This window comes from Rahnella victoriana (genome assembly GCF_004330295.1).
Taxonomy (GTDB): Bacteria; Pseudomonadota; Gammaproteobacteria; order Enterobacterales; family Enterobacteriaceae; genus Rahnella; species Rahnella victoriana.
This window is the reverse complement of sequence record NZ_SJOJ01000017.1, coordinates 64,791-78,720: the sequence shown is the minus strand read 5'-3', so window position 1 is coordinate 78,720 and position 13,930 is coordinate 64,791. Positions and strand designations below refer to the sequence as shown.

Genomic DNA, 13,930 nt, shown 5'->3' with positions numbered 1-13,930 from the left:
TGATTCAGGCGCTGATTTTTTCCATCAGTGCCTGAGTAATAACCTGTGGCAGGAAGGGGGTGATATCCCCGCCGTGGCGGGCGACTTCTTTGACCAGTGAAGAGGAGATAAACGACCATTCTTTCGAAGGCATCATAAACACGCTTTCCAGCGTCGGCAGCAAATGGCGGTTCATATTGGCCAGCTGCATCTCATATTCAAAATCAGACACCGCACGTAATCCGCGTACCAGCACGTTAGCCCCCTGTGCTTTGGCGAAATTCGCCATCAAATCACTGAAACCAATGACCTCGACGTTATCCAGATGCGAGGTGACCTGTGTTGCCAGCGCCACGCGCTCATCCAGGGTAAACATCGGTTTTTTGCCCGGGCTGGCGGCAATCGCAAGAATGACGTGATCGAACATCAGCGCCGCACGGGTGACGATATCAAGATGCCCGTTGGTCATCGGGTCAAACGTACCGGGATAAATTGCCTTAGTGCTCATGATGGCTCACTTTTGCAGTTGGTGACTGAGTGCCCACAGGGCGGCATATTTATTGAACGTATATTGTGCATTGACGCCCGCCAGGATCAACCCCTGCTTTCCATCCAGAAACCCAGCCCGCAGGATCCAGGTTTTGCTGAAGGCGCCCAGCGTATGCGAAATGATCGAGAAGAAGCTGCAACGGCGGCCTTGCCGGTGACGCTGCTCCGCCCATGCCTGCGCATAGCTAAGCTGCTTACGCTGGAAAACAAAAAGGTCGCGGCAGGTGAGATGCAACAAGTCACCCTGCAACGGGATCACGCTGGCATTTTCCGTCTTCAGTGATTCATGCACCAGATCATCGTTATAGCGGAAAGCGGCAGGATACAGGCGGTTGACGCGATCAGGATACCAGCCGCTGTGGCGCATGAATCTTCCGAGAAAAAAATTACTGCGCCCGAGGCTATAAACAGTGTTATCGCGCGGGGTATGCAGAACGTTTTCGATGGACTGGCGTAATTCAGGGGAGACGCGCTCGTCGGCATCAATCATCAAAATGTAGTCGCCGGTGGCATGACTTTGCGCCAGCTGGCGCTGTTTGCCAAACCCTGGCCAGACGGTGTTCTGAAAGACTTTAGCGCCGTAGCGACGGGCAACGTCCTGCGTGGCATCTTCACTGCCGGAATCGAGCAGAATAATTTCATCTGCCCAGGCCACTGATTCCAGGCATTCCGGCAACAAATCCGCTTCATTGCGGGCAATCAGCACGACGGATAAACGCTTTTTATCAGCCATTAATGACTCCGGACAGGCAGATAAGGCTCCAGTAAATGCAGCAGGCGTTGCAATGCACCCTGATTCTGATGCAGCACTTCGACCGCGTGACGCCCGTAATAGAGACGATAATCTTCATCCGTCAGCAGGGTGGAAATCTCTTTCACCAGCGACGCCGTGTCGGTCACGGTGATCAGGCCATCGTCCTGAGCCAGTTTGGCGCAGATGTCTTTGAAATTAAAGGTGTGTGGCCCCATCAGTACCGGGATCGCATGTGCGGCTGCTTCCAGCGGATTATGCCCGCCACGCTCCACCAGACTGCCGCCGACAAATGCCAGATCGGCAATGCCGTACAGCAGCATAAGTTCACCCATGGTATCGCCAATCACCACCTGCGTAGCCGAAGAAGGAACTTCACCTGAGCTGCGCTGAATGAATGACAGACCCGCTTTACGGGTGAGGTCGCACGCGACCGGGAAACGTTCAGGGTGGCGTGGTACCAGAATCAGTAGCAAGTTCGGGTGCGTTTTGAGTAATTCTTTGTGCGCTTCCAGCAGCAAGGTTTCTTCACCTTCATGCGTGCTGGTCGCAATCCATACCTGACGGCGTGACGCCCACTGGCTGCGCAATGCGATGGCTTTGGCGGCTAATTCCGGCGTGACAGAGATATCGAATTTCAGACTGCCGGTGACCGCGAGCTGATTGCGTTTCAACCCTAAAGACAGGAAGCGTTCGCCGTCTTCCTGATTCTGTGCGGCGATCAGGGTGATGCGTTGCAAAATGGTACGGATGAATTTACCCAGCTTCTGATATCCCTTCGCTGAACGGGCAGAAAGGCGGGCATTGGCGATCACCAGTGGAATTTTGCGGCGATGCAGGGCGCTGATCAGGTTCGGCCAAAGCTCGGTTTCCATGATGATCACCAGCTTCGGGTTGACCTCATCCAGGAAGCGGTTGACCGATCCTGCCAGATCATAAGGCAGATAAACGTGATGCACGCCTTTGCCGAACGCGGACTGCACGCGCTCCGAACCGGTCGGTGTCATCGTGGTCACGGTGATGGGCAACGACGGATAACGGTGGCGTAAGGCGCGGACTAACGGGATTGCCGCCAGTGTTTCACCCACGGAGACTGAATGCAGCATAATGCCGCCGGAGACAACCTTCCCTTTGCAGAAGCCATAACGTTCAGCCCAGCGTTTACGGTATGCAGGCGACTTGCGGCTGCGCAACAGCAAACGGATCCAAATCAATGGCTGAATTAAATATATGATTATATTATAAAAAATATTCATCTTTTATGAGGCGTTGCGTTAGGGAAAGTCAATTTCATATAGCGAAAATAGTCCCGGCGGATAGATTGGCACATGGTATCAGATAAGTGCGATCGACTCATCATGTCAGCACAAACGTCATCAGACCAGTAATGAGTGATAGAGTGCAACTAACTGTTGTGAAAGGTTTTTAGGGCTGTAAGGCAAAATTCGCGCTCTGGCGGCTTTCCCCATGTCGTCATTTTCCTGACGCGAAGGGATTTTCTTCACGAATTCGCTCAGGCTGGCAACATCCAGCGCATCGCAAACAAAGCCCTCTTTCCCCTGTGTGATGAATTCGGCCCCGCCGCAGGTCTGGCTGGTGATCACCGGTAAACCGCAGGCCATCGCTTCCAGAATGACGTTCGGGAACGGGTCATATAACGTCGGCAAAATCATGCCGTCTGCGGCGTGGTAGTAAGGCAGCACATTGTTTTGCACGCCGGTGAAGCGGACGCGGTCAGCACAGCCTGATTGTTGCGCCAGCAACTTATACTTTTTCTGATCTTTATCCTGCCCGACAACGATGAGGTAGCGATCACCGGAAGCAATGGCTTCAATCGCCGGTTTCAGGCCCTTACGCTCAAATCCTGAACCCACATAGATCAGTGCGACGGCGGCTGAAGGGATGGAAAGCGCCTCACGTGAACTCCGGCGCTGTTCCTCTGTTGCAGGCATAAATTTTTCAGAATCGATGGCGTTATAGATCACTTCAAAACGGCTCTCATCAACGCCGTAACAGCGCATGATGTCGCGCTTTACCATCCCGGAATTACAGATGATTTTTTTCAATTCCGCAGAGTGAAACATGGCTTCTTCAGCCTGCAGAACGTAGCGGTGATAAGGGCTGATGCGGGTGAGAAACCGCTGGAAGGGCGAAATAACGCGTGCTCTTTGTTCCAGCCAGACGCGGTGCGCGCCATCACCGGCGCGGAAAATATCGCAACCCGGAATGCGCTCGTGACTTTGCACAATGTCGAAATGTTGCTGCTCCCAGCACTGGCGGGCGGCCACGGCAAATCCTTTCTCCCGCGATACACGGCCATATTTTGACGGATTGCACAGGTGAATTTTCCATTGCGGATTGGGCTTGCCTTCCCACTGGCGGGTAATGATATTCAGATCAATATTCTGGTCATCCAGGGCTTCCAGCGCGCGGGAGATGAACCGTTCCGCGCCGCCATCCGGGCGATATTTTTGCCGGACAATGGCTAAGCGAATACTTTTGGTCTCGGCGGCATCAGTCATGCAGATAACTCCTGGCGGCATCAATCACATCGCTGACAGGGATTGCATGCAAATAACGTTGCTGGGTTTTGGTATCGATTGAATCCGGCGATGGAAGTGGTGCGTAATCACCCGCCCAGAGTGTTGTATTATTGTGACCCCACGGGCGCCAGTGCTGCATCTTCGTCGGACCAAACAGGGCCACGCAAGGCGTATTGAGCGCGGCAGCCATATGCATCGGTGCGGAATCGACACCAATAAAGAGTTTTGCGCCGTCAATCATTGCCGCCAGTTGCGTCAGGGAAAGCTGACCTGCAACGGAAATCACCTGCGTGTTATGAGTCAGATCCTGGATTTTGCGCACCATATCCAGCTCTTTCTTATCCGGACCGGCGGTCATCACTATGGTGAGACCGGTATCGCCGAGGCCATCAATTACGCTGGCAAATTTGTCATCGTCCCAGCATTTGAACGTCCAGCGGGACGTCGGCTGGATCACAATATAGTCGCCAGCGACCTGATTTTTCAGAAGTAACTGCTGACAAAATGCCTTGTCACTTTCTGAATAATGCATCGAGGTCTGGGCATTCTCTGTCGATACGCCCAGCGGAGACAGAATCGACATATTCTGCTCAACGGTATGCAAAATGCTGTGATTTTCGGTGGTCACTAACTGTGTGTGACCCGTGCGCCAGATCAGTGAGCGGCGCTTTTTATAGTCGAAGCCTAACCGGATTTTAGCACCGCTGAACAACGCCAGCAGGGCGCTTCGCCATTGGTCGGCGAGGTTAATCACCAGGTCATAATGCCGTGCGCGGATTGCTTTGAGTAACTGATATTCTTGCTGTAGCTGATAGCGAATCCCCTGCTTTTTCCATGATCTGTCAATGACATGGATATGCGACAGGGCAGGATGCTCACTGAGGATCGGTCGGGTTTCTTTATACAGAAGCACATCAATTTCAGCATCGGGATAATGCTGACGCAGCCTGTTTATCACCGGCGTTGTCAGCACCATATCTCCGTGATGACGGAGTTTAACCAGAAGAATTCTTCTGGGTTTTAGTGCTGCATATTTGGCTTCGGAGTTAGGCATTCTATTATCTGATATTAGAATATAGTGAATTGATTTTAGGTGAAGAATCGTATGCTGTGAAGTTATTTATCTGACTGATATAGAAAGATAAATAACGACGTTTATGAACCCGTTATAATGGAGTTAAGAACGTAAATGAATCGTCCCTTTCTTAAACATCTTACGCGAGTCTTTTACGTAACTTGTGCAGGCGGATGAGCCACAGCACGAGCTGCCACCACTGCTTCGGGCCGCGGGCATTACGCAGCATTATCTTACGTGTTCCGGAGGTATAAATATCCTCGATCATGGCTTTCTGAGCCGCCGGGTCCGGTTCACGACGAACAGAATGGCATACCGTCAGGGCTTCACGGGTGACCTGACGTGGAAACTCGGGATAGATGTGGACCCGGTCTTTATACCGTTGATTCAGCTCATCCAGCATTTTGGCAATTTTCAAATAATGCCGTTGATATTCAACGTTTTTCATCCCCGTCCGCTTCTGGTTACTGATTGACTGACCATGAATGTAATAGCGGTAAAGGATCTGCTGGGTATATCTCACCCGACGGGCGTTGAACATTAACTCGGTCGTCCAGGGAATATCCTGATGATGCAAACCGGGCTCAAAATACAGGCCATTTTTCTTTATCAATTCAAGCCGGTAGACCCCCAGCCACACCACATGCAGATAACGGTTGGTTGCCAGCGCCATTTTCAGCCAGGTTGCGCCATCCAGCACACCTGTCGAGGTTAAACGGTCAACCGGTATGATCGGTTTTACTTTCTCAGACCCGACAAAATAACGCTCGCCATTGCATTGCGCGACATCCAGATCATCCTGTTCACACATGTCTGTCAGTGTCTGATACATCGCCGGATCCAGTATGTCATCGGCATCCGGGAAGGTGACATACTGACCTTTGGCAACGTCCAGACCGGCATTGCGCGCCCGGGACACGCCACCGTTGGTCTGATGGATGACACGAATGTGCGGATATTTGTCGGCATATTCCTGAGCCACCTTATCAGAACCGTCCGTTGAACCGTCATTAACAATGATGATCTCAAGGCTTTCCAGCGTCTGAGCGACGAGCGAATCCATAAAGTTTCGAAACATCTCCCCGGCATTAAACAGAGGAATGATGGCGCTGAGCCGGATGTTTTCGGATGTCGTTGTCATGATCATTTCACACAATTTCCACTGATAAAGAGGGCATACAACCGGACGGCGGGTCAGCCCCGCCGTCCGGAAGGGTCAGGATTTACCCAATGAAGTGCGGGTGCTCATTCTCAGCATCAGCAGGTAGCCGAAGACCAGAATGATAAAATAGGGGGATTCACGATTATAAAACTGGGTATCGCCCTGACTGAAGTAAATGACCGGAACCGAAAGCAGCAGGAATTCGTAGCCTTTGGGTACCAGTCTGAAAGGGTAGAGCAGCAGGACGGCAAAGAAGATGACCAGAATGATGGCGCCAAAAATCCCCTGCAGTGACAGCGTGTCGATAATGTCGTTATGCAAATGGAACTGCAGATTGCGCAGGGCTTCCGGGTTACCGCCTTCATGCTGCTGGATAAACGTGGTGGCCAGCGCGTTGCGACTGTCCGCCGACTGACCCAGCGGATGTTGTTCAAAAACATTTATCCCCGCGCGCCACATTGAGAAGCGTGCCCCGACGGATGAATTACGATGTCCTTCGCTGTAAGAGGACACTTCTTTTTGCAGATTATCGATACGGGCCAGCGCTTTATTATAATAAGGATGACCGGAGACAACTGCAGCGATAATTAAACCGCCGATGGCAAACCCGTAGATCATTTTCGACGTGTGCGAACTTTTGGCGAAATCGTAAAGAACGCTCAATACGCTGAATAAGGCAAAAAGCATAATGGCCGAACGGGTTTGCGTGGCAGCCAGTACCGCAAAGGTTAATGTCATCACAACCAGACAGGGTAACCTGTAATGTTTGAATGAATAATATTTAATGCTGTACATCACCAGCAGCGAGAAGATGGTGAAGATATATCCCCCTGACGTCGGGGCATCAGAGTTTATTTTTATTCTGTGGCCGGTTTTAACAAACACCACAATATGAATGACGGAAATGAAAATAAACATCAGCGACATAATAATGACGCCCGCTCTGACGGTAGTGCGCGATAATGTCCATTTGCGCAAGTTATGTTCAATGGCATAGAGCACAAAGGCGGCTAACATCATGCGTTTTCCGCTGATCTGATAGTGATAGGCGATCAGAGGATAGTGCTCATTGGTGGTCAGCATCACCCACAGTAACTTGCTTAACCCCAGCAGGAAAACGACCCAGGAGAAAAGATAAAAATGGACTTTCTTCTCGACTTTGAAAGTCAGGTATAGAAAGTAAATAATTGAAATATAGGTAATTATGTAGAAGAAGTTTCGGGTAACTTCGCCTGAGTACATAAAGAAAGAAATAGAAATCGTGATAAATAAGAAAAATACAGCAGCCAGCTTCTCATCAAAAGACGATTGTCTGACGGATGCCATTAACTTCCTGATCATAAATGACTCTTCCTGAAGATCTTGTTGTTCATGTATTTAGTCATCCAGCACAGGCTGGTTATATATTGACGTTCATGCCAAAGCGCCTGCGCGTAACGTTTCATTTCTTTATAGGACACGGGATGATCGTGTGGCACACCATGCCACGGAGATTTATCGTAATATTGATTATAAATCGCCGATAACTCACCCAACCCCCACAGATGCCAGGGCTTACATTTTCCGGTGTAATGCATCAGGATTGTATCCTGCGGTACAGGGGTTTTCTTCCCAACTTTGTTTAAAATGATGTCACAGATGAAATTGTATTTTTTAGGTAACAATAACACTTCATTTTCCAGCGCAATATTCAGGGCGTCCTGATCCGGGAATTTTAATTCACCTTCGCGTTGAGAAAGGACCTGAATAATTCTTTCGGTCGTTTTTCTCTCGATCCACTGCGGGATGTTGATATATAAAAAACCCGAGTTGAAGTAGTTACCCTGCACCAGCCCTAACTGAGGGCAGAGTTTATTTCGCGCCCTTTGGGTGTCATTCACCGCCGCCAGCGTGTAACCACTGATATCCATGTCATTCAGTGGCTTATAACTGCCCAGACACAATGTATCTGCATCAAGATAAAGCAGTTTTGACGTCACGTCAGCGAGAATGTACGGCGTAAACAGACGGTAATAAATGGCCTGTGGATAACGCCCCATCAGCGGTAAATCCGCAAATGCCGACTCTTTAAAGACATAGCAAGTGATGGCCAGAGGACGACCGGCGGCCAATTCGAGCAGGAGGGATTTTGATTTTTGATCCAGCGGGCTGCCAAAAACATGAATATGAAACGCCAAATCTGGATTATTTTCCATAACAGAAAAAACAGTGATGCCCATGCCGCGTGCATAGGCGTTGTTGATCCCGAACGCAATATGAACAACCGGCAATACTGAAAACCCTAAATTGTTTACGAGCTCTTCTTTCTGCTCGAGATAATTCAGGTATTCATGATTAGGCATGATTCTGTTCCTGACCCATTTTGCTGATGACAAAAGAACGTATCTGATTTAACTGTTCATCACTGAGAGCAAAAAGCTGTTCTGCGCTGTGCCTGAATGAATAAGGTGCCGAGAAGATAAACGATTCAGGAGCCAGACCCTCACCCTGCGGTGTAAGGATCAGCGGCGAAAACGTAGGATGTTGCTCGCGCAGATCACAGGGACCCGCCAGACACACCACCGGTACCTCTACAGCATCTGCAATATAGACATTCCCTGAATCGGAAGCGATATACATATCCATCAGTGAAATGGCGTGTGGCACCTCGTGTAATTTTAGCTTACCAATCAGACTGATGATATTTTCACTGTCACCTTTTTGCGCCAGTAACTGATCCAGATATTTTTGCTCATTCTCAGGACCAAACACATAAAACTGGCAGGGAAGGTCTTTCAGGGAATCAAGGATTTTAATCCATATTGCCGTCGGGATCGTTTTCGCTTTGTTACCGGCAGAAATACTGATGCCGATTTTGATGTGTTCACTCTCCACCAGTGCTGACAGCCTTTCCTGCGGGATCCACAAAGGAAAAGTGGCGTGCTTCTTATAACTGTCGGCAGTCAGGGATGGATTCGCCAGCTTCAGATAACTTTCCAGCGTAAAGTCTGTTTTCTTATGCAGAACAACAACATCTGCGGTCTGATAAAAAATGCTGTGATACCACTTGCGGGTATAGGCAATCAGAAAGGCTTTATGTCGGGCATTACAAAAGGCTGCGTAGAACGCGTTGATACTGTTAGGTTGCAGCAGATACACATTGTCGTAACGGTTGAGCAGTCTAAAGGCCAGACGAATTTTGCTGATGAGAGATTTTTTATGATCTTCAATCAGATAGAGGTTCTCAATGGTGGAATCACGTTCCGCGAGGGGTAAAACGGTTTTACTGATCAGCACGTCTGATTTTTTCAGGTGTTTCAGCAGCGGAGTGATATTCACAAAGTCGCCAATTTTGGCGGTTTGGATGACCAGATTTCGCCCCTTTCCCTGATGAAAAGGTTTCATCAGCATTTTGAACGGCCACAACAGAATGAAGATAATCACATAGCTCATGCTCAGTTCACTTCCTCTGTTGCTGATATGATGTCGTTCAGACGCTCAAAAACGCGTTTTGCGGGCAGATTTTGCAACGCGTTATCTTCCGCCTTGAGGATAAACTGATTTTTTCCATAGCCGCCAATAAGGCCGGGGTCGGTGGGGCCGTACAGCGTAATGTTCGGCCGATCCAGTGCCGCTGTCAGATGGCTCAGGCCGGTATCCACAGAAATCACGGCTTTGGCGCCCGCCAGCACTTCGGCTACCTTTTCCAGGCTCAATTTCGGCAAGACCTCGACGAAAGGAAATCCGTCGGCCAGACGCATCGCGCGCTGATATTCATGCTCGGCTCCCCAGGGAAGTTTGATGCGGATATCCTGCCCGCTCAGCATGCTAATCAGTTCACGCCAGTGTTCTTCCGGCCAGTGTTTATCTGCGCGGGTGGTGGCATGGAGAAACACCAGATACTGCCCCGCATCCGCCGGAAGGTGCGAAAGGAACCGTGCCGCGATGGCGTAATCCCCCTGCGTTTCAGGTTTCTGATACCCGAGGCTCTTGGCGAATAATTCGCGGGTGCGTTCTACAGCATGCTGTTTTTTATCGATTTCATGACGTTGGTTGTAGAACCAGCTCGCGAACGGTTCACGGGCGCTTTTACAATCCTGACCGTGTTTATCACCTTTGGCGACACGGGTGATCAGCGCGGCGCTTTTCATCAGCCCCTGCGCATCAATGATCGCATCATAGGTTTGAGACTGCACTTCTCGCTTAAAATCACAGCGTTGCTGACGGGTTTCAGATCCAAACCAGTTTTTGCGCCAGCGGCGGATGGCGACCGGTATCACGCGATCAACGGCCGGATGCCAGCCGGGGATTTGCGTAAATCCTTCTTCCACAACCCAGTCAAAGCGGATCCCGGGGATAGCCTGCATGGCATCCGTTAACGCCGGAAGCGTATGCAGAACGTCGCCCATGGACGAGGTTTTGACGATGAGTACCCGCATTACAGCTCCTTCCTTGCACTCAGTAACTGGCTTAATTCCTGATAAACCTGCTCTGGTTGAATATCAATTAAACTCTGGTGATAACCTTCTTCTGCATCGCCTTTACGGACTTTATGGTAACCGGTGATCAGCCTGATCACTTTCGCCTGATGGCTGAGTGGCGGCGTGAAATCCGGGCTGCTTGGTCCGTAAAGTGCGACCAGCGGTTTATCCAGTGCAGCGGCGACATGCATAAGACCCGAATCATTGCTGACGACGGCATGACAGGCGGCAATCATCACGACGGCCTGATCCAGCGAGGTTTGACCGGCCAGATTCAGACAGAAAGGTTGCGCATTGTCCGTCAGTGCCAGACGGATTTGTTCGCCCGCCGCGTTATCTTTCGCCGAGCCAAAGAGCACCACCTGATAGCCTTCGCTGATCAGTTTTTCCGCCAGTACGGCATAGTGATAATGCGGCCAGCGTTTTGCCGGACCAAATTCCGCGCCCGGACAGAAGCCAATCAGCGGGCGGGCATTATCCACAGAGAATGAGGTTTTGACGGCGGTGACTTCCGCTTCACTGACCTGTAATTTCGGCCAAAGAATGGGTTGCGGCAGGTCGGCAGCGGTGTTGATTTGTCGGGCATCGTAGCCCAGTGCAGCATAACGCTGAACCATCAATGGAAACGCGGGCTTATCCAGCACCCGCAGATCATTGAGCAGGCCATAGCGCATTTCACCGCGCCAGCCGGTGCGCTGAGGGATACGTGCAAAGAACGGCACCAGTGCCGACTTAAACGAGTTAGGCAGGACATAGGCGCGCTGATAATGTTCATTGCGCAGTGAAATGCCCAGACGGCGACGCTCGCCCAGTTCCAGAGCGCCATGCCCCAGTGGCATAGCCAGCGCCTGATGCACTTCCGGCATGCGATCCAGTAAAGGACGGCACCAGGCAGGTGCCATCACATCGATCTGCGCTTGCGGATGCGCCGCTTTCAGGGTGCGGTAGAGACTTTGTGACATCATCATGTCACCGACCCATGACGGCCCAATTACCAGTATTTTCATACCGTTAATCCATTCCTCAGTGTGCAGCGCTTATACTGTGCGGTTAAGCCAGCTCATGTATTCCGTCACACCTTCGGCAACCGTTTTGAAAGGTTTGTCATAACCGGCATTACGCAGCGCCGTCATGTCAGCCTGAGTGAAGGACTGGTAACGACCTTTCAGTTTTTCCGGGAAAGGAATGTATTCGATATCGCCTGATTTGTGGTACGCGACCACGGCATCCGCAACTGCCTGGAAGGATTCAGAGCGGCCGGTTCCGCAGTTGAAAATACCGGACACGCCGTTCTGCCAGAACCACAGGTTTACCGCTGCCACGTCACCCACATAAATGAAGTCACGCTTGAAGCCTTCGCTGCCAGAGAACAGCTTCGGATTTTCACCGGCTTTAATCTGGTTGTTCAGGTGGAATGCGACGCTGGCCATGCTGCCTTTATGACCTTCGCGTGGTCCGTAGACGTTGAAGTAACGGAAACCACAAATCTGGGATTCTGCGTGTGGCAGGATTTCGCGAACATACTGGTCAAACAGGAACTTGGAGTAACCGTAGACGTTCAGTGGCTGCTCATATTGACGATCTTCAACAAAGCTGGTGCTTTGGCTGCCATAGGTGGCGGCAGAAGAGGCGTAAAGGAAAGGAATGCTGCGATCCAGGCAATAATGCAGGATATCTTTGGAGTACTGATAGTTGTTATCCATCATGTACTTGCCGTCCCACTCAGTAGTGGACGAACACGCGCCTTCATGGAAGATCGCGTCAATATCACCTAAATCGTCGCCTGCAACGATACTGGCAATGAAATCTTCTTTGTCACAATAATCCGCAATATCCAGATCCACCAGATTGACGAACTTGGTGCCGTCTTTCAGGTTATCGACCACCAGAATATCGCGGTATCCCATATCATTGAGCGATTTAATAATATTGCTGCCGATAAAACCAGCGCCGCCAGTGACGATTATCATGGGATCCACCTTTAATCATTTGAAGAACTGCGCACCATGCGCAGCTACTATATTGGGTAATATCATAACACTTCAGAATGAAGCTCACATTGGGAAGGTGTCCGATAACCTGCATTCTTGTGTTTCAGTCCGTAAGGCGTGAACTCTGCTGCAAAACAAAGATATTGTGAGTGGTTTCATCGTTATTTCATATGCAGATTAGTAATGTATTCCGTGAATGAGTCATTTCAGGAGAATACTGTATGTCTGTTTCGTTTTATCGCCAGCTTGAAGATCAGCTCGACCAGGCGCGGGTTGAGGGGCTGTTTAAAGAAGAACGCATTCTCACCACGCCGCAGCAGGCTGAAGTTTCAGTGGCTGGCGGCACGCCGGTCATCAATTTCTGCGCCAATAACTACCTCGGATTAGCGAACCATCCGGCGCTGATCGAAGCCGCCAAAGCAGGGCTCGACAGTCACGGTTTTGGTATGGCATCTGTCCGCTTTATCTGCGGCACGCAAGATACTCACAAAGAACTCGAACACCGTCTGGCGGACTTTCTCGGCATGGACGATGCGATCCTTTATTCCTCCTGTTTTGATGCCAACGGCGGCTTGTTCGAAACACTGCTGAGTGAAGAGGATGCCATCATTTCGGATGCGCTGAATCACGCATCGATTATTGACGGCGTCCGCTTGTGTAAGGCGAAACGCTATCGCTATGCCAACAATGATATGTCAGAACTGGAAGCCCGTTTACAGCAGGCCAAAGACGACGGTGCCCGCCATATTCTGGTGGCGACGGACGGCGTGTTTTCAATGGATGGCGTGATCGCCAACCTGAAAGGTGTATGCGATCTGGCTGAACGGTTTGATGCGCTCGTGATGGTGGATGATTCCCACGCGGTCGGTTTTGTCGGTGCAGAAGGACGCGGAACCCACGAATATTGCGACGTGATGGGGCGCGTGGACATTATCACCGGCACGCTTGGCAAAGCACTCGGCGGCGCTTCCGGCGGATATACCGCAGCGCGTCAGGAAGTGATCGACTGGCTGCGCCAGCGTTCGCGGCCGTATCTTTTCTCCAATTCACTGGCCCCGTCGATTGTCTCGGCATCCCTTAAAGTGCTCTCGATGCTCGAAGAAGGCAGCGAACTGCGCGAGCGCCTGCTCCGTAATTCAGCATTGTTCCGTGAAAAAATGACGGCTGCCGGGTTCACGCTGGCAGGCGCCGATCACGCGATTATTCCGGTCATGCTGGGCGAGGCGCGTCTGGCTCAGGAGTTTGCGTCGCTTTTGCAGCAGGAAGGGATTTATGTCACCGGTTTCTTTTACCCGGTGGTGCCTCAGGGGCAGGCGCGTATCCGCACGCAAATGTCAGCGGCGCACAGCACAGAACACATCGAGCAGGCAGTCGATGCCTTCACCCGTATTGGCAAAAAACTGGGCGTGATCGCCTGAGG

13 protein-coding genes are annotated in these 13,930 nt (G+C 50.8%); 1 reads left to right on the top strand and 12 read right to left on the bottom strand.

The window, feature by feature from the left end:
- Positions 1–4 precede the first annotated feature (4 nt).
- The 12 genes from coaD to rfaD form a co-directional block, all read right to left on the bottom strand.
- On the bottom strand, positions 5–487 hold the full coding sequence (gene coaD / locus EYY67_RS15405; protein ID WP_095924102.1) for a pantetheine-phosphate adenylyltransferase: 483 nt from the start codon (positions 485–487) through the stop codon (positions 5–7).
- Positions 488–493: 6 nt separating this feature from the next.
- The gene (locus EYY67_RS15400) at positions 494–1,261 is read right to left on the bottom strand and encodes a glycosyltransferase family 2 protein (protein WP_131693831.1); all 768 of its coding nucleotides are present in this window, start codon (positions 1,259–1,261) and stop codon (positions 494–496) included.
- On the bottom strand, positions 1,261–2,535 hold the full coding sequence (gene waaA / locus EYY67_RS15395) for a lipid IV(A) 3-deoxy-D-manno-octulosonic acid transferase (protein ID WP_131693830.1): 1,275 nt from the start codon (positions 2,533–2,535) through the stop codon (positions 1,261–1,263). The genes EYY67_RS15400 and waaA overlap by 1 nt, the downstream gene beginning before the upstream one ends.
- 120 nt (positions 2,536–2,655) lie before the next feature.
- Positions 2,656–3,801, bottom strand: coding sequence for a glycosyltransferase family 4 protein (locus EYY67_RS15390; protein WP_131693829.1), 1,146 nt, complete (start codon positions 3,799–3,801; stop codon positions 2,656–2,658).
- Positions 3,794–4,876 carry a putative lipopolysaccharide heptosyltransferase III gene (gene rfaQ / locus EYY67_RS15385; RefSeq protein ID WP_131693828.1) on the bottom strand — a complete coding sequence of 361 codons (1,083 nt, stop codon included), beginning with the start codon at positions 4,874–4,876 and terminating at the stop codon, positions 3,794–3,796. The genes EYY67_RS15390 and rfaQ overlap by 8 nt, the downstream gene beginning before the upstream one ends.
- 160 nt (positions 4,877–5,036) lie before the next feature.
- Complete coding sequence (locus EYY67_RS15380) at positions 5,037–6,044, bottom strand: glycosyltransferase (RefSeq protein WP_131693827.1); 1,008 nt, start codon at positions 6,042–6,044, stop codon at positions 5,037–5,039.
- 69 nt (positions 6,045–6,113) lie between these two features.
- Positions 6,114–7,400, bottom strand: coding sequence for an O-antigen ligase family protein (locus EYY67_RS15375; RefSeq protein ID WP_131693826.1), 1,287 nt, complete (start codon positions 7,398–7,400; stop codon positions 6,114–6,116).
- Positions 7,397–8,401 carry a glycosyltransferase family 8 protein gene (locus tag EYY67_RS15370; protein ID WP_095924109.1) on the bottom strand — a complete coding sequence of 335 codons (1,005 nt, stop codon included), beginning with the start codon at positions 8,399–8,401 and terminating at the stop codon, positions 7,397–7,399. Before EYY67_RS15370 ends, EYY67_RS15375 begins: the two co-directional genes overlap by 4 nt.
- Positions 8,394–9,491: a glycosyltransferase family 9 protein gene (locus tag EYY67_RS15365; RefSeq protein ID WP_131693825.1), complete on the bottom strand. Its 1,098-nt coding sequence runs from the start codon at positions 9,489–9,491 to the stop codon at positions 8,394–8,396. The genes EYY67_RS15370 and EYY67_RS15365 overlap by 8 nt, the downstream gene beginning before the upstream one ends.
- A 2-nt stretch (positions 9,492–9,493) precedes the next feature.
- Positions 9,494–10,477 (bottom strand): lipopolysaccharide heptosyltransferase RfaC, encoded by a 984-nt coding sequence (gene rfaC / locus EYY67_RS15360; protein WP_131693824.1) that lies wholly within the window; start codon positions 10,475–10,477, stop codon positions 9,494–9,496.
- Positions 10,477–11,526 carry an ADP-heptose--LPS heptosyltransferase RfaF gene (gene rfaF, locus EYY67_RS15355; RefSeq protein ID WP_119823924.1) on the bottom strand — a complete coding sequence of 350 codons (1,050 nt, stop codon included), beginning with the start codon at positions 11,524–11,526 and terminating at the stop codon, positions 10,477–10,479. Before rfaF ends, rfaC begins: the two co-directional genes overlap by 1 nt.
- A 30-nt stretch (positions 11,527–11,556) precedes the next feature.
- Positions 11,557–12,489 (bottom strand): ADP-glyceromanno-heptose 6-epimerase, encoded by a 933-nt coding sequence (gene rfaD / locus EYY67_RS15350; RefSeq protein WP_131693823.1) that lies wholly within the window; start codon positions 12,487–12,489, stop codon positions 11,557–11,559.
- Between the two features lie 242 nt (positions 12,490–12,731).
- Here rfaD and kbl point away from each other — a divergent pair, with 242 nt between their 5' ends.
- The gene (gene kbl / locus EYY67_RS15345) at positions 12,732–13,928 is read left to right on the top strand and encodes a glycine C-acetyltransferase (protein WP_095924114.1); all 1,197 of its coding nucleotides are present in this window, start codon (positions 12,732–12,734) and stop codon (positions 13,926–13,928) included.
- The last annotated feature ends 2 nt before the right edge of the window (positions 13,929–13,930 follow it).

Excerpts from the sequence above, each read along its gene's own strand:
- coaD (WP_095924102.1), bottom strand. The coding sequence starts at position 487 with ATGAGCACTAAGGCAATTTATCCCGGTACGTTTGACCCGATGACCAAC.
- EYY67_RS15375 (WP_131693826.1), bottom strand. The coding sequence starts at position 7,400 with ATGATCAGGAAGTTAATGGCATCCGTCAGACAATCGTCTTTTGATGAG.
- kbl (WP_095924114.1), top strand. The coding sequence starts at position 12,732 with ATGTCTGTTTCGTTTTATCGCCAGCTTGAAGATCAGCTCGACCAGGCG.
- rfaF (WP_119823924.1), bottom strand. The coding sequence starts at position 11,526 with ATGAAAATACTGGTAATTGGGCCGTCATGGGTCGGTGACATGATGATG.
- rfaC (WP_131693824.1), bottom strand. The coding sequence starts at position 10,477 with ATGCGGGTACTCATCGTCAAAACCTCGTCCATGGGCGACGTTCTGCAT.
- EYY67_RS15400 (WP_131693831.1), bottom strand. The coding sequence starts at position 1,261 with ATGGCTGATAAAAAGCGTTTATCCGTCGTGCTGATTGCCCGCAATGAA.
- EYY67_RS15365 (WP_131693825.1), bottom strand. The coding sequence starts at position 9,491 with ATGAGCTATGTGATTATCTTCATTCTGTTGTGGCCGTTCAAAATGCTG.
- EYY67_RS15380 (WP_131693827.1), bottom strand. The coding sequence starts at position 6,044 with ATGATCATGACAACGACATCCGAAAACATCCGGCTCAGCGCCATCATT.
- rfaQ (WP_131693828.1), bottom strand. The coding sequence starts at position 4,876 with ATGCCTAACTCCGAAGCCAAATATGCAGCACTAAAACCCAGAAGAATT.
- EYY67_RS15390 (WP_131693829.1), bottom strand. The coding sequence starts at position 3,801 with ATGACTGATGCCGCCGAGACCAAAAGTATTCGCTTAGCCATTGTCCGG.
- rfaD (WP_131693823.1), bottom strand. The coding sequence starts at position 12,489 with ATGATAATCGTCACTGGCGGCGCTGGTTTTATCGGCAGCAATATTATT.
- waaA (WP_131693830.1), bottom strand. The coding sequence starts at position 2,535 with ATGAATATTTTTTATAATATAATCATATATTTAATTCAGCCATTGATT.
- EYY67_RS15370 (WP_095924109.1), bottom strand. The coding sequence starts at position 8,401 with ATGCCTAATCATGAATACCTGAATTATCTCGAGCAGAAAGAAGAGCTC.